Genomic DNA, 21,272 nt, shown 5'->3' on the forward strand with positions numbered 1-21,272 from the left:
CGCGATCTCGGAGCTCGGAAGAGTGGAGCACTTCGAGCGCAGGACGCGCTGACAACGGCTAGATTGTGCCACGTAAATGGACCGAAGCATCGACACCGTAATTTACTGCGGCGCGTCCCTTCAAAAGTTTGGGCTCGGTGTCGTCGTTTTCCGCCCTTCAGGTCAGTGACCAAAGGCAACGTAAAACCGACATAGCCTATCCGCAGGTCGTTCGGAAAACTGCCTTTCGATGCGGTTTGCACCAATGGCAGTTAGCCGGAACTCACTACCAATCTTTCGGAATACCCGGAGCAAAGCCTGTACTTCGCGCTTTCACCAAACAGTATTCATCTTCACATCAGCTTAGGGTTGAATTTTACCACTTAGTAAAGATAGTACGAACGGCGGGCATGACATTTCTTTTCTAGTTTGGCAGAATAGGATTAGATCAATGGTTTCTTTTCTGGAGATTTCGCCGGAACAAATCCAACGCTTAGACGAGCACTTGCTCGTGGAGCTGCTGCGCAGGCTTGCTAAGGCTGAAATGTTGAAGAATGGAATCCCATTAAGGGATGTGAATGTCCCAACGCAAATACACGTACCCGATGGAGGCGAAGACGGGCGCGTTTCGTGGAGCGGGGGACCAAATGAAACAGACTACCTTCCCAGTAGGCATACAATTTTTCAATGCAAACGAAGTGATCCCGGTCCTGCCGGATGTAAGAAAGAAACTTGGAAGAAGGGTACAGGAAGCGCAGGCAATCCCGCTGAACTAAACGAGGCACTGGAGGAAGCTTTAGCTGTAAGCGGATCCTACATTATCGTCACGGGCAGCGCCGTAGTTGGCACCAAAGTTACGGCTAGGGTCGATAAAATCGAAGAAGGCATAAGAGCTGCAGGTAAAAACCCCGATTTTTTATCGAGCATTCGGATTTATGACGCCAATAAGCTATCTGACTGGACCTCCACTCACCCGCCAATTGCATTGTGGCTAAACAGCATCCTGCAAGAAATTGACCTAGGCGGCCTGCAGTCATTTGATCTATGGTCTCAAGATAGCGAAATATCGCAGGTGGCGTTCCAGACCACCGACGAACCACGCTTCCGCCTGACAGGAAACACCGCCCGAACTTTAAGATCTGAGCTAGGAATCGATCGAGAGACACTCAATTTTGAGCAACTTCAGGCAGCAGTTGAACACTTCTTCGCCTCCGGTCACAAATCCGTACGTGTTGTTGGTCCGTCTGGTTTTGGAAAAACGCGCGTCGTTCACGAACTCTTCTTGAAGCCTAATGGTGACTGCCCGACACTTGATACTTCATCAGTGGTGTTTTGCGAATTTGAAGATGTTTCTCAACGTCTTGGCAGCATTGCCTTGAATTTGGTGTCGAGCGGAGCCGAAAGCATCCTGATTGTCGACGATTGTCCCGACAGTTCTCACAACGACTTGTTCAGAAAAGCTCAAAGGCAAGGGTCTCGAGTTAAACTGATCACTTTGAACGTGGAAACTCGGTCTCAGGGAGTCCATGGGAACCTTGTCATTGAACTACTGCCCGCTTCAGACGACCTTATTGGCAGGATTGTGGAGGGCAGCCCCTACCTTGGTGCAAAGAATGACATAGGCTTCATTCGGGACTTAGCCCAAGGTTTTCCCAAAATGGCTCTCGTGGCAGCAGAAGCGGCAGAGAACGGTGACGCAGCGCTGGTTTCGGTTGACGCATTGGTCGATCGGATTGTCTGGGGGAACGAAAAGCAAGATGCAGAAGCCCTTCGAGCGCTACAATTTTTGAGCCTATTTACGCTCGTTGGAGTGGATGGAGACAGGCAATCTGAACTGGAGCAATTGGCAAGCTTTATGGAAGCATCGGCCAAAGATGTCTTTCGAAGTTTGGCGGTATTCTGTGATCGCGGCATTGTTAGGAGAGTGGGGGACTTTGCGGAAGCACGTCCACAACCACTGGCAGTAAGGTTAGCAATTCAATTGCTTGACTCTTCGCCGGATGGCGAACTTACCCGTCTGTTTGAGAACATCGGCACGGACTTGCGTTTCAGATTGCTTGGGAGGTTGAGGTGGCTCAGCTTCGATCATCGTGTTTCTAGTCTTGCATTAAGCGTCGTCGATACTGTTATCCCCAATATCAAAGCGCTCAACACGGACGAAGGTTCCAGATTCATGGATCGGCTAGTACATCTGGAGCCCGATCTAGCAATGGCTATGTTTGAGAAATTCCTTTCACACTTGTCAATCGATGAGCTCTTGGCGTTCAGCGACGGTCGCCGCAATACAGTTTGGGCGTTAGAAAAGCTTGTTTTTCGGGATGAGAGTTTTGAGCCGGCGGCTCAACTATTGCTGAAATTAGCTGCGGCTGAGAACGAAAACTGGGGGAACAATGCTCATGGTCAATTTGTTGGACTGTTTCAACTACATCTGTCAGGCACAGAGGTTGAACCAAAAAGACGGCTATCAATCTTAGATGCTGGACTGAAGCATGAAGATGCTAGAGTAAGGTCGGTTTGTATCGATGCGCTTGGCAAGATGCTGGATACGAGGCATTTTTCAAGGTCCGGTGGTAATGAGCGGATTGGCGCAGAACCGGCCCTCCAAGACTGGCAACCCGCAATCTATCAAGATATTTTCGATTTCTATAACTCAGCGATTGATCGACTTACAGATATCGCGCTGGAAGAGAACGTCGAGACGTATGAAAGGGCTACTTCGCATCTTGGTGGCAATATTCGTGGATTGCTTTCGTACCCCAACATATTCGACAATCTACGAAGCCAAGTGACTAGAATTATTGAGAAGAACCCCACATGGACCAAGCCGATTAAGTCGATAAACCAATGGTTTTTCTTCGACAGCAGCGAAGCTCCGACGGATTATGTAACTCAAGTGCGCGACTGGTACGAAGAGTTGTTTCCAGACTCCAAGGTGGACCAGTTGTTGCTTCTGTCCGGAGGGTGGCCTGGCGACTTCCACGATATTGGTGTCCCGTATGACCCTGAGAGCGACACAGACCATGAGTATGCAATAAATTGCATTCGTGAGATAGTCTCCACTCTTCCGAGAGATGCGAAAGACAACTCAGAACTAGTTGGCGAGATTGTCCGCGGTGAATTCAATAGCGCCTGGGCGCTAGGACATGCGCTCGCCAATCATGTTGCGGATCCCGAAGCCTTGATGGTTTTGGCTTGTGAGGCGCTTCGCCACCCAACAGAAAAGGCAATATGCCTAAAAACTTTTTGTGGCATGATATCTGGGGCCTTCAATCAATCTCGCGATGTTGGAATGGCCAGCTTGGAGATTTCCTTGAACGCGCCTGAACTAGACGGTCACGCCATTTCGTTAATTTCTGCTGCTAGAATGGACTCTGATATTGCGTCGCGTGTTGCCCAGTTGGTTGCGGACGGTTTGTGCGATCCACGGGATGCTGCGACGCTCAGCTGCGGCCGCGGCTTTGATGATCATAACTTTGAGACTATCCTACCGCTCGCAGATGCAATTAAACAAACCGGGCCACAAGGAGTATGGTCCGCCTTAGACTTTGTTTTTATGTACAAATACGGACAACCTAATAGCTTTGTTGAAAAAGCACCTTATGTGAAGGAGCTTTGCTCTCATCCCAACATTTTCTCCGTTGAGGCCATCGGAGTGATGGACGCCCATCATTGGGAAACAAGCATTGAACTACTCTTTAATTCGGACCAGATGGACGACACGTTGGCGGAAGCACTTTGTGATCGCTCGTTGGAACTGGCAACCAAAGCGGAACATGACGTTCAACTGAGTATGGACGATGCGGCGCGCAAGGTTTTATTACTTGCTATGCAGTACGATCCCGTATTGGTGTGGAACAGAGTGCTACTGGCATTTGACGATGCAGATGCCATAACAGAATGGCGGTTACACAACTTACTGAAGGGTTCGGACCGAGCGACCGGTCAAGCTGGAATTCTGAATGAACTTCCAGAGGAAATTTATCTGAATTGGATAAATAAGAGACCCAACGAGCGGCTTGAATTTGTGCTTGAGTGGGTCGAATTGGTCGAAACAAGAGACGAGAGCAGTCTCTTTTGGACAGCACAGTTTATTTGGTTGATCGAAACCTATGCATCTGACATTTCTCAGCTTGAAGGAATCTATGGCAGATTGCTTTCCGGTATAAGCCGGGGTCCGTTTTCCTCTCGATTAAAACCCCTAGTTCCGCTTTTTGAGAGCCTTAGGAACAACAATAACCCAATTGTTAGAAAATGGGCCTACGACTGCGTCCGGAACCTAACCACAACCATTGCGCAAGAAGAAAGAAGGGAAGCAAATCGGGAGGCGGAGCTCAGAGGATAGCACTCCTTAGATGATGAATCGTGTCTGCCTTCGAAACCGAAACGGCAGTACTTACTGGCAGGTTTGAGCCCGAAACCATAATCCCGATGGATCACAGGCGGATGATGCACTAACAATCAACTTGGACCAGTCAGATGAGGCTGCTCACGGCCGTCTGCGCACTCCACAACAGCGACAGCTTGATGGCAGGTCAGACTTCAAGGTTATCAAAGCCTCGGTATTGTAGCAAGTTTAACTACTTGGCTTCATATTCCGCATTAATTGTGAATTCACTGCTAGTTGCCGCATCCAGAACTCGCTTAAGCGACAACTCAAAGCTTCCCGACAAAGTAACCGTGCGAGATATTGTGGCCTTTTTAATTCCCAACACCTCACCCCCAATCGTTATTGTCGCCCGAGTTGCGTTTAGTACTCCGTCTAGAATCGAATTCATCCAGCTGTTGAGTCGATCAAGTAAGACGGCTGTCACTGCGGCAATCTCCTTACCCAAGCTCTTCTTGGCGTCTTCGTAAAGGGCAAGAGTTCGTTGAACAATCGGTTCTGCAACCTCAACAGTTGTCTGCCGGGCGCTTCTAAGGGCGCCCTCAACTTGATCCCAGATTCTGTTAATCCACGTATCTGTTTGATCCGGGATCGGAGCGTTCAGCGCCTGCAAGCTTGGTGCCGGGACGTCAACACCTACTTCGCGCGCTTTCAAAAACGCCGCTTCTACCAAATGCTCGTCAACTGTTTGTCTTACTTCCATCTTCCGACTCCCATCAGGTTAAAAATCCCATCCGGCTTTTCGCTTGCAAAACAACTCGTTCAGTTCACGGGGGAGTTTTGGTGGAGCGCCCGAAGCGTCCGGTCGGCGAGCGGTTGCGAGAGCGTATTCTACAAAATCGTACCGTATGTGAGTTGTTTTCTCCGTTGCTTTCTCGAACCCTCCCTCCGACAGAGTTTTTGCCAGACCTTCGGAAATGCCAACTGTAGACAGTAATGCTTTGCCTGCACGTTCAATTCGATTTCTTTGCGTTTTGTGATTCCGCAAACTATTGACTTGCGCCTTCAGACGTACCTCCCACTCGTCGATCGAAACAAATTCGTCGTCAATCTTCCAAACCCACCCCGAGTCCAACCAGTTCGAGATTCGTTCTGTTAATTGCCCCAAAGGTACATGAAAGTCATCCCCAGTCGGATTACCGAGGCGTTGAGTAGCTTTAGAAAGAAAACTTTCCCTACGTTCCTTCCACTCGGGGCTCTCAATGCTCAGAATAGCGGGAAAGGCTTGAGACCATTCGTGGTATTGTAGCACAATATAGTGCATTGGCTGTGAGAAAATTCCCGTACCAACACCCGCAAGATCGATTAAACGTGAAACCCGCAGCAGTGGATCCTTTAATCGGTCATGAATTGATTTGATTTGCAAAAAGTCATTTTTTTCAATCGGTAACACTAGTGCGTTAATACTAGCTTTACCTGTATCGACGTGAGCTAGTGTTGTAACGAGTGGCACAAAGATGTGGGCGGCATGATCGGGCTCCGCAGTATCGACAGTTAGGAAGTTACACTCCACATTACCCACTGGCAGTAAAAACGATGTCACCGCCGAATTAAGCTGAAACTCTCTGAGTTCATTCTTAAACTGTTCATCGAGCCCCGCAATCGAAAGAAATTCCTCGCACTCTGCACGCAAGGAAACCTCTTGTTCATTGGATTCGCAAGCTAGAGTCGAAGGCGGCGTTACTTCAAGATTGCCGACTCTGACAATTTTTTGGCTCATCACATCCCAAAATTTGTACATGCGTTTTTCTTGCTGCTCGAGTGTGTCGGTGGCCGCGGTCGGCTTCCCTTTCTTCCAAGTTATTAAGGCACCTTTTGCATCCTTGGCCGGCAGGTGGGCAATTAACGCAATGTCTTCGGCTGACAATCTTGACAAGTTACTCGCCCAATTGCACATCTGCTGTCTGCACCTAGCTTCGAATTCATCAATCGGAACATCCGGATCTGGCAGATACTCCAGCAACCCAAACTGTGTTGCATTCAGTAGAACGGCAAATACCTCGGCACCTGTCATGTCTCTTCCCGAATTCGCGCGCACTTCAGCAGCGATCCGGCGAACTGCAGCATATCCTGTACCGTATATAGGAGCGCTTTCGTTGTTGAAGAATAACTCATACAGCCTGCGGTGCCCCTCACTAATCAGCGCTTCGGAGGCCCGATCCTCAAACTCCATGTGTTGTTCTTCGAACGCTTTTCTGACGTCTTGCCCTTCCTGTGGATTCACATCAACTAGTCCACGAAGTGCTTCAAAAACGACTGAAACCCCGACCGGATCATCAGAAGGTATCACCGCGCTTTCCGCATACACAGCCAATCCTTCGAACCAAGGAACCCATACATCTTGGACGATCCGCATACGCTGTATGATTTCAATCTGATGTTGAATGTACGGTAACAGTTTAGCATCTCCAGGAGGCAACTCTCGTTCGAATAGTTGGTCACCATCGCTCTGCGGATGAATCTCCATGAAGAGTTCCAAGGCCCAAATCCAAGACTTGAACGTATAGAGATATAATCCTAAATGCCGGGAAAGTGTTAGGACATGAGTAGTTTCATGAACATAGTAAGCAATGTTCTCGGCGAAGTCCCGTTCTCGAAGTACCGATTTTCCCTGCGGTATTGCTTGCCGATAGGCGTGGTGATCAATCCTCCAATCTGTCCAGTCGACGGATAACGCCATTGGCTTCGTTTTGGGGGACAAGGCAGATCTTTCTTGTTCTATGACTGACAGAAGCATCCCGGCGCCTTCTGCCAATGATGACAGGTATTGGACCTTCTCATGGGCGTCGGAAAAGCGTCGGACCCGCTGAACAAGGGGATCAACTCCCGACTGCCGGATGAAATGCTGACGCTTTGTGTTGTTCAACGCTATTGATAAGTTGAGGCCAGCAGGGCGCAGCCAATCGAATTGGTCAAATTCCTGCTGGATCGATATTGCAAGGGCTTCACGGACGGGTCCTTCCGGTAAAGCAATAATGGTCTCGACCAATTGCTCAGCAGCCCGAAACGCGTCGCGTTGAAAGCTAGTATCCTCTTTTGAGCACCGGATTGCTTGACGTAGAGCTTCGTGTCGAGCAGCAGCAAGCTGCTCAAGCTTTTTGCCAACAATGGCTAGCCGAGTGTGTAGTTGAACGGTGGTAGCGCACTTCTCTTCCTCTGCGGTTGTAAGCCGTTCAGATGAGCCATTGAAACAAGCCATCGCGAATGCTGCGAAATCATAAGCGTTCTGTGGATCACTACTTTCAATCCCTTCACCAATTGTAGCCAGCGACACTCCTAATTTGCCCGAAGCGCTCTGTCGGTTCTCGAATTCTATTTGACCCATGGCCGCCAGTACTCCGAAAATCGCTTTAATCTCAATTAGGTCTTCGGGATCAGCAGTCTTCTCAAAAAACAGGTCGATTATTGGCTCCAACTGATCGGGAAGACGCCATGCCTCTTCCGACCAGTTATGAAGGCGGTTTGCCGCCAAAACACGCCAGGTATTCAGACTCAAACGCCGTTCTTGATCCAACAAATATTGAGTAAAGCCTCCCCCCCAGCGACCGAGTTCCTCAACGAGTTCATCGAACTCAACCAATTCGCTTTCCGGATAATTTTTTGAGCCAAGATACTTTGTTAACAAAAACCTAATTGCGATGTGCATGAAGTCGCCTTCGGCATCTGCGCCTTTTTCCTTTTCAGCTGTAAATGGTCGTATTTTCGCGGACTCTCGCCGCTCAATTGAGGCGCCACGAAATGCACTCCAAGTTCTAGTACAGACCTGCAATGCGCGTTTGAAAAACATTGCTCTACCAAAATTTTTCCAAGAAAGATGAGAATGAGAGTAAACTATTCGCCCCCTTCGAGTCGAGTTTTAGCACTATGAATGTCCTAAACATGCCTTGTTTTTCTCGGCACCCGGCAGATTTCTAGGGTCAGGACCCATTGTTTTCCGCGTGGCTGCGTGATTCACGGTTCGAAAATCGAGCGGTGACATGTCTGATCTTTTCTGGCTGACGGATGCGCAGATGGCGCGTCTTGAGCCTTTCTTCCCCAAGTCCCACGGCAAGCCACGCGTTGATGATCGACGTGTATTGAGCGGCATTATCTTCATTTATCGCAATGGGTTGAGATGGCGCGATGCCCCTTCGGCGTATGGCCCACACAGTTGAAGGGGATCGTGGCCCCAGTGGGGCCACGTAAGCCCCGGAAACGCTCTATGACCGTTGGAAGCGGAAGAGCGTCAAAGGCATCTTCGCCCGGATGATGGCCGGTCTGGCTGCCGAATACGGTGAAGAGAAGACTGTGATGGTCGATGCCACCGACCTGAAGGCCCACCGTACCGCAAGCAGTTTGGGCGTCAAAAAAGGGGCGCGGACGCCTGATTCACTGCCCGGCAGGCGCATCCGGAGGATACTGCCGAGAGGGGTCGCACCAAGGGCAGCATGAACACCAAGTTGCATGCCATCTGCGACAGCCGGGTACGTCCCTCAACCTGTTCATCACCGCCGGTCAGGTCAGCGATTACATTGGTGCGCGGGCACTGCTGAGCGGCCTGCCGGATGTCGATTGGCCGCTCGGGGATCGTGGCTATGACGCCGATTGGTTCCGGGAGGCATTGAAAGACAAAGGGATACGCACCTGCATCCCCGGCCGGAAGCAGCGGAAGAAACCGGTTAAGTACGACAAGCGTCGTTACAAACGGCGCAGCCGGGTCGAGATCATGTTCGGCAGGTTGAAGGATTGGCGGCGTGTGGCAACCCGCCACGACAGGTGCCCGAAGGTCTTCCTGTCAGCAATCGCCCTCGCAGCACTCGTTATCTAGTGGCTATGAATCCTGACCCTAGGTTCTAGACCCACTAATTTGGTTGCTGCCATCTCGGCTGCGTGATTCAAGCCCCTGAGTTTCAGGGGTGTATCATGAGCAATTTATTCTGGTTGACCGACGAACAGATGTCGCGGCTTCGGCCCTACTTTCCGAAGAGCCACGGCAAGCCGAGGGTTGATGATCGACGTGTACTGAGCGGGATTATTTTCATCAATCGCAATGAGTTACCTTGGTCGGATGCGCCTCGCGAATATTGGCCGTCAAAGACGCTCTACAATCGTTGGAAACGATGGAGCGATATGTGTGTATTCGCTCGGATCATGAACGGGCTGGCTGCTGAAGGCACGGATCACAAGACGATGATTATTGACGCAACATACCTCAAAGCGCACCGCACGGCCTCCAGCCTGCGGTTGAAAAAGGGGGGCGCGGCAGACTGATCGGACGCACCCAGGGCGGTATGAACACGAAACTGCATGCAATTGCTGACAGCCTCGGAGGCCCCATCCGCTTCTTCATATCCGCTGGGCAGGTCAGCGATTATACGGGAGCCAGCGCACTGGTGAACAGTCTGCCATCGGCTGAATGGTTGCTGGGTGATCGCGGGTATGATGCGGACTGGTTCCGCGAAGCTCTGATAGACAAGGGAATAAGGCCTTGCATCCCTGGTCGTAAATCACGCGACAATCCCGTCCGGTACGACAAGCGGCGCTATAAACGCCGTAAACGCATCGAGATCATGTTCGGGCGCCTGAAGGATTGGCGGCGGGTTTCCACCCGATATGACAGATGCCCAAAGGTCTTCCTATCACTAATCGCACTCGTGGCTACCTTCTTGTTCTGGCTGTAAATCAATGAGTCTGGAGCCTAGTCATCTCAATGATTTTGTCAGATTTGCACACTGGAGTGTATTGCAGACCCAACCCGACGGAGCGCTAAAGTCTTTTCAGCCGAAAAATGCCTCCGTTGGATGTCGAGCAGTCAATGTAGGCTCTCGACCCAAAGGAGGCATGAGATGTTCTGCTGCAGCATTCGATCCTTCCCGAAGGGATGGAGGGAAGGCCGAAGTTCGCTGGGCTCGCGTCCAGCAGCGTCCGCTGAGTCCTGCGACCTCTACCGTCAAGGGATGCAATCTTTAGATGAAACAACATATGTGCCTTCAATTTAAACTGCACGTAAGCTAACTGCTGTTGTAGTAAAGGACTAAGTTGAGACTTTTGATGCCAGAGCAATACGATTTTGGAAACCTATCACCTATCGAATTTGAAGCTCTCGTAGCAGATCTTATGAGCGCGGAATGCGGGGTAAGGTTCGAAACATTTTCGGAAGGCGCGGATGGTGGAATAGATGCACGTCATAGCAGCGCGGCAGGCGATGTAATTCTTCAGGCCAAACATTATAGAAACAGCACATGGGCTGACTTGAAGACCTCAGCAAAAAAAGAGTCTCCAAAAATTCATAAGCTTAAGCCTAGCAAGTACTACTTCCTAACATCGCAAAAGTTGACACCTGCTAGAAAAGAGACTCTCGAAACTCTGCTAAATCACCCTTCTGTCGCAGCGTCAAAAATTCTTGGCCGAGCTGAAATTAATGCTCTTCTGAGAAGGCATGGTGAAGTCGAAAAGCGCAACATCAAACTATGGCTTTCAAGCGCGGCAGTGCTTCAGAGACTACTAACAAATGACATAGCCGTTTTTACTGAAGCAACTAAAGAAGGCATTGAGCGGATACTGAAGGTTTTTGTTGCCAATCCAAGCTTGCCCAAGGCCGCCGACATCCTGAAAAGACAACACTGCTTGATAATCTCAGGTCCGCCCGGCGTAGGTAAGACAACGTTGGCGCAAGTGTTGGCTGCCGAATACTGCGAAGACGACTGGGAGCTTGTCGCGATAAGTAGCATTGAAGAAGGCTTTGAAGCCTTTCACCCCAAAAATAGACAGGTTTTTTTCTTCGATGACTTCCTCGGAAAAATCAAACTCGATGTAAAATCACTGGCCAAAGATGACGCAAAGATCGCTGAATTTATGCGGCTCGTCTCGGGTAGGAATACAAAACGTTTCATCCTAACTACACGCAAGTACATTTTTGAAACCGCGCGAACTGCATCTGAAGCACTTGATGATGAGCAAGTAGAACTAACTGAAATGATTCTTGATCTCGACATTTACACTAGAGAGATCAAAGCTAGAATTTTATACAATCACCTATACCATTCTGGACTTGAGGAGAGCGCTATTGCGGCGCTTTTGGTGGGGGATCACGTTGCTCGCATAGTTGACCATCCGCACTACATGCCACGCATCGTGCAATGGATGACGGACCATATTCGATTTAGAGATACCGCACCTGAAGACTACCCACGTTCGTTTCTGAATGCCCTTGATAACCCTGAAAAGGTTTGGGAAAAACCCTTTAGGCAACACATCAGTCAGGAAGCGCGTTTGTTGCTCTACTGCATGTATTTTTCGAGACATGAGGGCTTCCCTAACAGAGGTATCATCGCAGAAAAATTGCGAAGGTTTTTCGAAAGGGCGTTAGTTGCATTTGATATCAAGAGCGACAGCAGCGTTTCTGAAAATCGATTTGAAGATGCACTTCGTGAGATCAAATCTTCGTTCATTGTGCTCCAAGGTGGGAAGGTTAATTTCATTAATCCGTCGGTGCAGGACTTTTTGGCCAGGCAAGTGAAAGATGCGAGAATTATAGAGCAGCTGGCCCGATCAGTTAACACTCTCGAAAATGCAGAAGACTTGTGGAAAGCAACTTCTGAGTTTTTCGATGGAAACCCTTCCAAATTATCTGAAACAGCAGCTGTTATCCTTTCTCAGATACAGTCTGGAGAAGTGGGTGGCCGACGAGCTCTAGAAGACCTAGGTCCGTTTATTGGTGACCTAATTTCCAAATCTCAGCAGACCGACTTCATCGTTTTTTTGCGTAGAGGTGGACTATCGACCAACTATTGGATCAATGAGGTGGAACTACCCAATCTCATAGATGACCTGATGTTTGGGAAGTATAGTGAATTGCAGGGTGCACGCGCTTTCGGGAGGCTGCTTCGGCTTCAACTTTATAGGTACCTGTCAAATAGAGGTTACGTCTTGGAAATAGAAGAGTTGGGTAGACTTGCTGATAATCTCCCCATGTATAGAGATGACCTGCCGGAATGCTTGCAAGAACAGTTTGAAGAGGCGGTTACCGAGAGTATCGATAGCTTGGAGGTTTCCGGCATATCAGGCCACGAGGATCGAGAGGCAGCAATTGGCTCTTGGTTGGAAGAGATGGATAAAATTGAGCATTATCTAGGGGGACCCATCGGTGGCTGGAAGCGCCAAGAACTTGAAGAGGACATGTGGAATATACAACAACTGCATGATCAGCAGATGCAGGAATTCAAAGACGGTGGAGGCTTGCGGCGTTCTTCTCACAGCGTAGATTCTGCGTCGGGCTCTGATATACAATCCAGTCGTTTGGGAAGGGCTTTAGGTGGATTTTCCAACGCAGACTTGGGCGACATGTTTTCATCACTAAAGAAATGAACTTGAGAGCTAGTGTATGCAACGCTTATGCCACATTCCTAGTAAATTAGCATTGGCGTAGGTCTCTTTTTTTGAGGTTGCACCTCAGCATCCGGTGTCTCCTCAAGACGTCCGCTTTGGGGTAATTCTCTTTGGTTGCAGAGGTTTTCGCCTTCGACTTTGTAAAGTCCGCTTTCTGAGCACAGCTACCGCACTTGGCAATCGCAGTAGTGGCCATTTTGGGCTCACCTATGCATATCGGTTTCTATCCTAACAACGCCCTTCGTCTGCAACCAATTATCTAGCCTTCGCTGAAAATCGTTGCCGGGAATACTGGACTCCCCCACATAGCGTTCACACAGCCTCCCCATGTGTGGGCTCAAAGCACGGACTTAAAAGTTAAACGAAAAGCAAAACCAAAGGGACAGGTTAAATGAACGACGAGCAAATCTGGACGACTGAAGAGGTAAGCCTTTGTGGCGCATGCGCTAAGCACCCCGAAGTAAGAGCTTTGGTTCTGAGTGATCTAGGTGATGGAGTCTGCGGCGTTTGTGCTGGAACTCAAGGACATGTTTTCAATCCAAAAAGATTTGCTCCTTTAAGAGATTTGATAAGGGCATTGATACGCCTTCACTTCGATGAAAAAGACTACAATCATCATTGGGGTGGTTCGTCGATTGATCATATCCTTCTCGGCGAAGAAAACCAGATCTTGGAAGTGGCAAAATCTTCAGAATTCAACGACGACTTTATTCATCGGGTAACTTGGGAGGGAGAAATTTATCCCGATCCGGACAAAGGAATCTGTTTGTTTGCTGGCCACGACGAAGACGGTTTGCGCTACCATCAATTTTCCATTCCGAAGACTACTAACAAAGACTTGCGAGGTGTTGAGCGACGTCTAAAGCTTGAAAACTTCCACGCGGTTGAAGCTGCCATGGAGAAGATGGTCGATAAGATCGAAGGTGACGTAAAGTCTACAGTTCAAGCGGGGACTCTTTGGTATCGAGGCAGGATTGGCATTGAGGATATGACTGTTCATTATGGGTGGGACAGCGTTACTCGAGTCGCCAAACCTTACACGGGCCCGGACATAGGTGCTTTACCTCCCACGCGAGCGTCAGCGGGTCGCACTAATCGCGACGGCGTCTCTGTTTTATACCTCGCTTCTGAAATTGATACTGCGGTGGCTGAAATAAGACCTCACCCGAGTCATCTAGTCTCCATCGGAGGATTTCGAGCGTCTCAAGATCTCCGAGTTGCCCGCTTTGATCTCCCAATTGGTCGTTTCGCTAGCTCGGACACCCGACTTGAACTCTACGCGCTGATTTATCACATCGATTCTTTGCTGAGCGCTCAGATCATCCCTGAAGAGCGGCACCTTTACTCCGCGACTCAGCTCCTTTCTGACGTCCTAATTCGGCGTGGTTTTGATGGTGTTATTTACCGAAGCTCTGTTGAGAATGGCGAGAACCTTTGCAGTTTCAACCCAAATAACTTTGAATTTGACGAAAGCACTTCGACCGTCAGAAAAATAGACAGAATAATCTATGACTCCTCTGACGTCCAAACAGGGAAACAGCCATAATTTTTCCCCATTTAGGTGCGTACAACAAGGCTTCATGCACGTAAACTGCGATACCCGCGAAGCCTCTAGTGCAAACGCTTCCAACCTGTAAGCTTGATCTTCCCCAATTGGCCTGTCTCATCTTCCAAAGTTGAAGACACGACTTCTATTTTGTAACGAGGATCTCCACCTTGGGTGGCAATCCTAAAGAAGTCACCTTCAGTAGCTCCAAATGCCTCAAAGAACTTTGTCATGTGCGTTATTCGATACTCATCACGCGTGCCATTCGGATCATGAAATTTGTTGTTATAAAATACATACCTGAACGACCATTCCCCACCATCCACGTCAACGCAGCTGAGCCAAGCGTCCGGGTTTTTTACACTCGGGTCTAACTTGGGAAGAAATGCAATCAGTTCCTTTTCTCCTTTGGGAACGTGAATGCCCGCCTGATGGGCACCTGACTCCCCAGTGTCATTTGCAGTCAGTTGTTTGGTGAATGTTTTTTCAGTCATTTGTTCTGTCCGGTGTAATTTCCAGCGCGTGCTTCAGGTCCAAATCGTCTCGTGTTGCTACCGGTATAGCTTCATTCCCCAGTTCCCTCTTCCACCTCGAACGATCCAACATCACAGCTTCAACTGTGTCCTCATAGTATAACCGGTACACTGTCACCGGTTCGGTTTGTCCTCGTCTATGCGCTCTGGCACTTGCCTGAGCTTCTAAGGCGGGATTCCAAACTTGCGTATAATGTATAACTACAGTTGCAGCAGTGATGTTTAAGCCTGCGCCGGCAGCTTTCGGATTCAGAATGAGGCAAGCAGGGCCATCGTGAGCAGTGTAGTCGTCAACAATAATCTGACGATCCTCTTGCAATGTTGAGCCATTAATTGCGGACCAGAACACTTCGGATGCAGGTTGGAGAGCTTGCCTGATCAGGTCTCCACACCGGTTGAAAGAAGCGAAAACCAAAACCTTGCGACCGTTGGAGAACGCCTCCTGTATCAGTGCGACAGTTCGCTCCATCTTCGGTGTGACAAGAGCTTCGGAACTGCTCCAGTCGATCTGTGCGTTTTCCTCGTATAGCTCGGCAAATGAAGTCTGCGATCGCAACCAGGGGTGAGCACAAAACATCTGAAGCTGACCCGTGGCAACAAGAGCGCCGGCAGACGGATATTTTTCAAGTGTCTCGGACCTGATACGTTCATACTCGGCAGCAAGTGAATTACCTAATTCTATCGGAAGATCAATGTCCACGCGCTCAGGCAGGTCACCTGCAACGTCGCCTACAAGTCTTCTCAATATTATTGGTTCAGTGATTTTTTTGAGCTCCTTAGCCGCGGCCACCCCATCCGGAAATTCCACTTCAAATTCTGACTGCGTCCCAAGTAGTCCAGGTATTGCGAAGTCGGCAATCGACCAGAGATCTAAAAGGCTATTCTCAACCGGCGTTCCGGTCATTGGGATACACCGCTTACGCGGAACTGACGCCAGCTCGCTCCTTCGGGCCGATGCCGGATTCTTAAGAGCCTGTGCCTCATCGCAAATCACCCAACCCCACTCAAAAGCGCTGATAATTGAGATGTCGTTCACCGCAGTTTCATAGGTAGTGATCACAACCTGCGCCACCTGAAGATCTCGAAAAATCCCCGCCCGATGAGCCCCCCTGTGGACCATAACGGACAACTCCGGTGCGAATGTATGGATTTCTCTGCGCCAGTTTGCAATTAGGCTCGTTGGACACACAATTAGAGCCGGTGCGGTCTCTGTAGGCGGGTCGAGCAACAGAAGTGAAATAATCTGTATTGTTTTGCCCAGGCCCATTTCGTCTGCAAGGATCAACCCACCGGTGTGGGAAAGCGTTTCCCTCATCCACGCTACTCCAGTGGCCTGGTATCCGAACAACGTCGCATCTAAGCCCGGGATCGACGCTGCAACAGGATACGCTCCAGCCTGATCGCGAGCAGGTTTGAGAACTTCGTCTTCGAGCTCTACCGAGATGAGATCCTGAGAAAACCGCCGCAAAGCCAGAACTTCAGGGAACGAAAGATTCTCGAGATCATAACCGGAAAAAAGGCGCTCAATGGTCTCTGCCAGGTCGTGAGGTAGAGGCCGAATAACACTTCCTTCAAAATACCAGTTATGCTTGAGCGAAGGCGCAAGTCCGGAGACAATTTCTCCTTTCACCTTACGCCGGCCCAGGAGGCTAGCTTTGTAGCTAATCCCCGACTTTTCAATTAGCAAAGTCGGGTCTCCGACACGTTCGGACAAAGTGAACCCGGCCGGAGAATTTTCTTTCAGGGCAAAGAAGTCATTCGGAAATGCTGATACGTCAGTCTTCTTCATTGGACATCATCTCCGAAACCTCACTTGGGGTCCAGGGAACCGGACGACGTGTGTGCACGACGCGATGACATGTCGGACACAATGGGATCAGGTCCGATACCGGATCGTAAGGACTTGGCTTATCCAGGCTCGCCAATGGCTGAAGGTGGTGCACTTCAATGACCTCACCTGCCTCACCGTAGATTTCTCGCGGATCCATGCCACATATTCCGCAACGATGCCCATGAAGACGAATTGCCAGAAGACGGTTTCTTGGATTGCGCTCTCTTCGTTTGACGGTACTCAGAGATACTGCGCCTTCGAAGATTTCGGTGTCGCCGCGCTCAACGTCCGGAGGCACCTCATCATATCCAATTAGTTCAGCTACTGCGGCCAATATGGGCACAACAATTTCTTCACAGGTTCGGGAGACCTCTCCATCGTCAACGACGGAGTTTATCCCTCGTCTCTCAGCCGTAATTGAAAAGCTGATATCATCAACCGCCCAGTTCTCTGAGGTCATCCCTTCCGGAAAATAGAGATCAATTTCTGATCCGATACTTCCCGTCAGGCTGAATGCAAGTTTTTTGGCTTCGTTATCCGCTTGATTCATCTGCAAAATAACTGCCTCAGATGCAGATCCGAAGCTCAGCACAACACGGTGCCGGCGCAAGCCAGAGGGCCCCAATGACACAACTGGCCCATTACGCCGGCCCAGGTCCGCAAACCAGATCTGGAGAGATGTCTGAAGTCCTGACTTGTCAGACTTTAAGCTGATTTCAGCACCGGTCCCGACGGCCAGAGTTCTTCGGACGAGTTCTGCTTTGTCGTTAAACATCTAGTTCTGATTGCGCGTCGCCCAATTCGTGATCCGCCGGCAATGACACTTCTCTTAGTAACCGCTTCAGATTAAGTGCAACTTCTTCGCGAAAGTCTTCGAAAACAGCTTCGAGCTCTGGGTTTTTGTGATCCAGCTCAGCCGTGGCCAGAGCCCACAACAGCAAGTCCATACCTTCAACGGAGTAGCCGGAGTCTTTAGCCCTGAGATAAATCTTCTGATAAAAGTCGTGGAACTTATTGATCCTGACCGAGACGACGTGGTCTTTGTCCGTTGAACTTCTCAGTGCCGGCTCCCACAACCCGCCAGAGTGCATATCCTCTACTGCTTCAATGTAGACGCTCTCCGCGTTTACATCGTTCTGAACCGGAGCTTTCAACTTGATTGTCGGACCAAACGTGTTGGATACGACTGCGGTACCGCCTTCGACGTTTGCAGAAACCACTGATGGTTTTTTAACATTAGGGGTTTTCTGAACACTCTTGTTTGAACTGGAGTGGTCGATCCCGCGTTTTGCAGTAGCCGCCTTTGAAATCCTGCGGTTTCTGGCATCGGCTTCTCTTCTGACCGGAGTGATCAGTAATTTGACCCGTGTCTCAAGAGCAGGATCAAGCAAAATACGAGACTTTTTCACATCTACTCTGAACGCTTCATCGAGCTCATGGGAGAAGTCGAGTTCTACCCGAAGCAAAGACATGTGTGGCTCCATCGCGCTCCAGCCATGAATTCCAAGCCACCCGCCGGTTTGTATCAGCCGGTTTTCTCTGAAGACGTAAAAACCCTGACCCTTGTTAGAATGCCGGATTTTTCTTTTTTGCTCGTCGGTGCAATCGCTGCTGTGGGGTAGAATCCAGGCTTTCAGTATTGCTGTTTCAACGGAGCCATCTTCCAGAATGCACTCCAGTTTTTGCTGCTTTGGCCCAAGAACCTGCTCGGACCCTTCAGGATAAAACGGGTTCCATCCTTCGAGGTTGTCACCATTTACAAAGATCGACACATTCGGAACCGTTGCATCGTCAGGATCCAGAAAACGATGGTGAACCAGCGACAGATGAGAAGCGAGATTTTCTGTTACACGCTTCACCGCAGCCTTCTCTTTCGCTCCCCCCGGTTCTTCGTAGTTTCTTTGCAGCAGTCGATCGCAATTCGACCAAATCACCAGCGTACCAGTATCGCCGCAATATTCTTCAAATGCTTCATGCTCTTCCGCGGTAATGTCTTCCTTTAACATATCCCAGGAGTTCACTTCAGAAACATGGAGAAGATCCCAGGTCAGCTTCGCCAGCTCGTCTGCAGGATTACGCCTCGATATAACTGTAAACCGCAAGCAGACCGAGCTTGATGCTGTCTTCAGACCCAGCCCGAACTTTCCGAGGCTGGCGAGGTTCGGTCGTGCTTTCGCACCATAACGCATAGCATCATAAAGCTCTTCGAAGTTCATACCATCGCCATCATCCCCGAAGTAAACGAACTTCCTGCCTTCAGGAGTGAGCACCACTTCGATGTTAATGTTCGAAGCGTGCGCTGCGATCGAGTTATCCACGATGTCGGCCGCAGCGGTATTGAAATCATAGCCCGTGTCTCGCAGGCCGTGTATCAGGCGAGGAGCATCAGGTGGGTTTGTCAGATCTATCATCTGTTATTCTAACCTTGCGGAAATAATTGACAATTCGAAGCTACAACTATGAAGGGTATACCCGCAATCGGATCAGCGTCATGTTTCCTCTCCGCTGATGCTTAACATTTCTTTCTCCGATTGCAGCCATTGAACCAGACGATCCATTGTTTCCTCCAGGGGCAGTCGCCGTTTTCCTTTAACCGCACATTCCCAGACCAGCGCAATGCGCCACCCAGCCTCACCTAGTGCTGAATACGTTTTGCGATCTCGTTCCATATTCCCAGAGATTTTTTTTCTCCAGAACTCTTCCCGAGTCCCAGGCCACTTGAAAAGGTTGCATCCATGCCCGTGCCAAAAACACCCGTTCACAAAGATGACCGCGCGATGTTTGCGTAAAGTCAAGTCAGGCTTTCCGGAAAGGCTTTTGTTATGCAGCCGGAAACGGAAGCCGCGTGCATGAAGTGCACGGCGAATTATCATTTCCGGTTTCGTATCTGACCCACGTATCGCCGCCATGTTCCGGCTACGCGTCTTGATGTCATGAATGTCAACCAACTTGGATAACCGCTTCCGCCCTGTAATTCGTCAAACTCAGGATATGTGGCCTCATAAGGCGCGCAACATCTGAGAATACCGGCACGGCCACAGAGTTTCCGAACTGCTTGTAAGCCTGAGTGTCTGACACCGGAATCCGAAAGTCTTCGTCGTATCCCATCAGGCGGGCACATTCCCGTGGCGTCAGGCGCCTCGGATTCCGGCCCTCGCCCCTATTGACAAGAATCTCTGAGCCATCCTTGTAGTAGCGAGCGGATAGGGTCCGAGAGATGCTGTCTCCCTGCACCAAACCAAACCCAAACCCGTTACCTTTTGCGCGGTGCTTAGCCGCATAATTTTGCAAGTACTGCCAAAGCTTGTCGCTCAGGGTATATTTATCGCTGACGACAGCCTTGGCACCCACCGTGTAGTGACGCTCCGGTACCTCCAGCCCATTCTCCGGATGAAGAATGTCCCCCATCACAAAACGACCCCGTCTTGGCAGGGCAATATCATCAAACGAGAATGGCACGTCTTCCCGGAACCCGACCATTACGATCCGCTCGCGATGCTGGGGCACATAGTGTGCCGCATCAATTACCCGTGTCTGAAGCTTGTACCCAAGCTCATCCTCTAACTTGCGCTTGATCACCTCAAACGTCCGGCCCCGATCGTGGCTTCTGAGATTCTTGACGTTTTCCAACAGGAAAGCTGCCGGGCGGTGCGCCATCAGGATTCTTAGAACGTCAAAAAATAACGTGCCCTGTGTCTCGTCATCAAAGCCGTGTCGCCGGCCAAGCGCATTCTTCTTTGAAACACCTGCAATTGAAAAAGGCTGACAGGGGAAACCCGCCACCAGGACGTCATGCTCAGGGATTGCTGCTGCATCCACCTCCCGGATATCGCCCGCGATCGGCCGGTTGTCAGGAAAGTTCGCAAGATAGGTCTGTTGGGCGAATTTATCCCATTCGGAGGTAAACACACATCGCCCACCTGCGCCCTCCATAGCTTTGCGCAAGCCACCAATCCCTGCAAACAGATCGATAAAGGTGAAGCCACCTTTGTTTTTCGGTGGGCTCCGTCGATCGACTTCCAACTCCAGCAAACGAATGACGCCGTCCCTGGGTTTTTCCTCACCTCTGACCCAGCGATAAATGTGGCTCTCAGAATAGTCGAGGTGTTCTGCTGCCTGGGGTACCGAATAGCCCGCCTTCCTGAGAAGGATCTCAAAGTCCGTCATCGCTGCTCGCTTCGCTGGGAATTTTTCTGTCATTATGGCTGGGAGCTACCCTAGCCGCAAGAACATTATGAGCACATTTGGTAGATTTCTCGTTAACGCACACCTGATCCAGGTTTTTACCACCAATTGCCTGTGCTTTGCCACAGCACATTTCTATTGCCGTCGTATGCGAACTTCCCGTCAGAAATAGCACGCTACTGCAATTCAGAACAGGTCCGGGACGTTACCTGAACGGACATCTTATAATGCAGTCAGGCGACACCAGGGAGATGTCAGCGAAACACCTTCAAACGGGTGTCTCTTAGGCCAGAAGAAAAACTCTCAAAAGCCGAGCTCCGCGCAGACCACGGTGAGCGTAACACGACCGAAGGGACCCGTTTGTTGAGCGATAACTCCGTCGCAAACCTGTCCTGTGGACGCCCCGCAGACCTGACAACAGGGACACCCCTAAAGGGGGGTGTCCTG

At 50.0% G+C, this 21,272-nt stretch carries 14 protein-coding genes; 6 read left to right on the top strand and 8 right to left on the bottom strand.

What is annotated here, in order from left to right; genetic code table 11:
* Positions 1-430: 430 nt before the first annotated feature.
* Positions 431-4,321, top strand: coding sequence for a hypothetical protein (locus ACR0EL_RS09065; RefSeq protein WP_480499512.1), 3,891 nt, complete (start codon positions 431-433; stop codon positions 4,319-4,321).
* A 235-nt stretch (positions 4,322-4,556) separates the two neighbouring features.
* Here the strand turns inward: ACR0EL_RS09065 and ACR0EL_RS09070 are convergent, their stop codons facing one another.
* Together ACR0EL_RS09070 and ACR0EL_RS09075 are read right to left on the bottom strand one after the other, a co-directional pair.
* Positions 4,557-5,066, bottom strand: coding sequence for a hypothetical protein (locus tag ACR0EL_RS09070; RefSeq protein ID WP_480499514.1), 510 nt, complete (start codon positions 5,064-5,066; stop codon positions 4,557-4,559).
* A gap of 18 nt (positions 5,067-5,084) precedes the next feature.
* Positions 5,085-8,150, bottom strand: coding sequence for a hypothetical protein (locus tag ACR0EL_RS09075; RefSeq protein WP_480499515.1), 3,066 nt, complete (start codon positions 8,148-8,150; stop codon positions 5,085-5,087).
* A gap of 190 nt (positions 8,151-8,340) precedes the next feature.
* On the opposite strand from ACR0EL_RS09075, the gene ACR0EL_RS09080 reads away from it, so the two are divergent.
* The 5 genes from ACR0EL_RS09080 to ACR0EL_RS09100 all read left to right on the top strand — a co-directional run bounded on the left by ACR0EL_RS09080 (position 8,341) and on the right by ACR0EL_RS09100 (position 14,276).
* Positions 8,341-8,517: a transposase gene (locus ACR0EL_RS09080; RefSeq protein WP_480499517.1), complete on the top strand. Its 177-nt coding sequence runs from the start codon at positions 8,341-8,343 to the stop codon at positions 8,515-8,517.
* 296 nt (positions 8,518-8,813) lie between these two features.
* Positions 8,814-9,170, top strand: a complete 357-nt coding sequence (locus ACR0EL_RS09085) for an IS5 family transposase (protein WP_480499734.1) — start codon at positions 8,814-8,816, stop codon at positions 9,168-9,170.
* Between the two features lie 95 nt (positions 9,171-9,265).
* A protein-coding gene (locus ACR0EL_RS09090; protein ID WP_480499518.1) for an IS5 family transposase occupies positions 9,266-10,023 on the top strand; the annotation gives its coding sequence in 2 pieces (ribosomal slippage) (positions 9,266-9,587 and positions 9,587-10,023; 759 coding nt in all).
* A gap of 370 nt (positions 10,024-10,393) precedes the next feature.
* Positions 10,394-12,709 (top strand): nSTAND3 domain-containing NTPase, encoded by a 2,316-nt coding sequence (locus tag ACR0EL_RS09095; RefSeq protein ID WP_480499519.1) that lies wholly within the window; start codon positions 10,394-10,396, stop codon positions 12,707-12,709.
* A gap of 412 nt (positions 12,710-13,121) precedes the next feature.
* Complete coding sequence (locus ACR0EL_RS09100; protein WP_480499521.1) at positions 13,122-14,276, top strand: RES family NAD+ phosphorylase; 1,155 nt, start codon at positions 13,122-13,124, stop codon at positions 14,274-14,276.
* Positions 14,277-14,341: 65 nt separating this feature from the next.
* Here ACR0EL_RS09100 and ACR0EL_RS09105 read toward each other — a convergent pair whose 3' ends face one another.
* The 6 genes from ACR0EL_RS09105 to dcm all read right to left on the bottom strand — a co-directional run bounded on the left by ACR0EL_RS09105 (position 14,342) and on the right by dcm (position 20,840).
* Positions 14,342-14,770, bottom strand: coding sequence for an EcoRII N-terminal effector-binding domain-containing protein (locus ACR0EL_RS09105; protein WP_480499522.1), 429 nt, complete (start codon positions 14,768-14,770; stop codon positions 14,342-14,344).
* Positions 14,763-16,598 carry a DEAD/DEAH box helicase gene (locus ACR0EL_RS09110; protein ID WP_480499523.1) on the bottom strand — a complete coding sequence of 612 codons (1,836 nt, stop codon included), beginning with the start codon at positions 16,596-16,598 and terminating at the stop codon, positions 14,763-14,765. Before ACR0EL_RS09110 ends, ACR0EL_RS09105 begins: the two co-directional genes overlap by 8 nt.
* Entirely contained in the window at positions 16,585-17,415 is an 831-nt protein-coding gene (locus ACR0EL_RS09115) for an HNH endonuclease (protein ID WP_480499525.1), read from the bottom strand. The genes ACR0EL_RS09110 and ACR0EL_RS09115 overlap by 14 nt, the downstream gene beginning before the upstream one ends.
* Complete coding sequence (locus tag ACR0EL_RS09120; RefSeq protein WP_480499526.1) at positions 17,408-19,051, bottom strand: ATP-binding protein; 1,644 nt, start codon at positions 19,049-19,051, stop codon at positions 17,408-17,410. Before ACR0EL_RS09120 ends, ACR0EL_RS09115 begins: the two co-directional genes overlap by 8 nt.
* 78 nt (positions 19,052-19,129) lie before the next feature.
* Complete coding sequence (locus ACR0EL_RS09125; protein WP_480499527.1) at positions 19,130-19,588, bottom strand: very short patch repair endonuclease; 459 nt, start codon at positions 19,586-19,588, stop codon at positions 19,130-19,132.
* A complete protein-coding gene (gene dcm / locus ACR0EL_RS09130; RefSeq protein WP_480499528.1) occupies positions 19,581-20,840 on the bottom strand; it encodes a DNA (cytosine-5-)-methyltransferase in 1,260 nt (419 codons plus the stop codon). The genes ACR0EL_RS09125 and dcm overlap by 8 nt, the downstream gene beginning before the upstream one ends.
* Positions 20,841-21,272: the final 432 nt, after the last annotated feature.

It is taken from the genome of Ruegeria sp. AH12, from assembly GCF_056541465.1.

Bases quoted from the DNA above. Each gene is read 5' to 3' on its own strand.
- dcm (WP_480499528.1), bottom strand. From the start codon at position 20,840: ATGACAGAAAAATTCCCAGCGAAGCGAGCAGCGATGACGGACTTTGAG.
- ACR0EL_RS09105 (WP_480499522.1), bottom strand. From the start codon at position 14,770: ATGACTGAAAAAACATTCACCAAACAACTGACTGCAAATGACACTGGG.
- ACR0EL_RS09080 (WP_480499517.1), top strand. From the start codon at position 8,341: ATGTCTGATCTTTTCTGGCTGACGGATGCGCAGATGGCGCGTCTTGAG.
- ACR0EL_RS09120 (WP_480499526.1), bottom strand. From the start codon at position 19,051: ATGATAGATCTGACAAACCCACCTGATGCTCCTCGCCTGATACACGGC.
- ACR0EL_RS09095 (WP_480499519.1), top strand. From the start codon at position 10,394: ATGCCAGAGCAATACGATTTTGGAAACCTATCACCTATCGAATTTGAA.
- ACR0EL_RS09065 (WP_480499512.1), top strand. From the start codon at position 431: ATGGTTTCTTTTCTGGAGATTTCGCCGGAACAAATCCAACGCTTAGAC.
- ACR0EL_RS09115 (WP_480499525.1), bottom strand. From the start codon at position 17,415: ATGTTTAACGACAAAGCAGAACTCGTCCGAAGAACTCTGGCCGTCGGG.
- ACR0EL_RS09075 (WP_480499515.1), bottom strand. From the start codon at position 8,150: ATGTTTTTCAAACGCGCATTGCAGGTCTGTACTAGAACTTGGAGTGCA.
- ACR0EL_RS09070 (WP_480499514.1), bottom strand. From the start codon at position 5,066: ATGGAAGTAAGACAAACAGTTGACGAGCATTTGGTAGAAGCGGCGTTT.
- ACR0EL_RS09100 (WP_480499521.1), top strand. From the start codon at position 13,122: ATGAACGACGAGCAAATCTGGACGACTGAAGAGGTAAGCCTTTGTGGC.
- ACR0EL_RS09110 (WP_480499523.1), bottom strand. From the start codon at position 16,598: ATGAAGAAGACTGACGTATCAGCATTTCCGAATGACTTCTTTGCCCTG.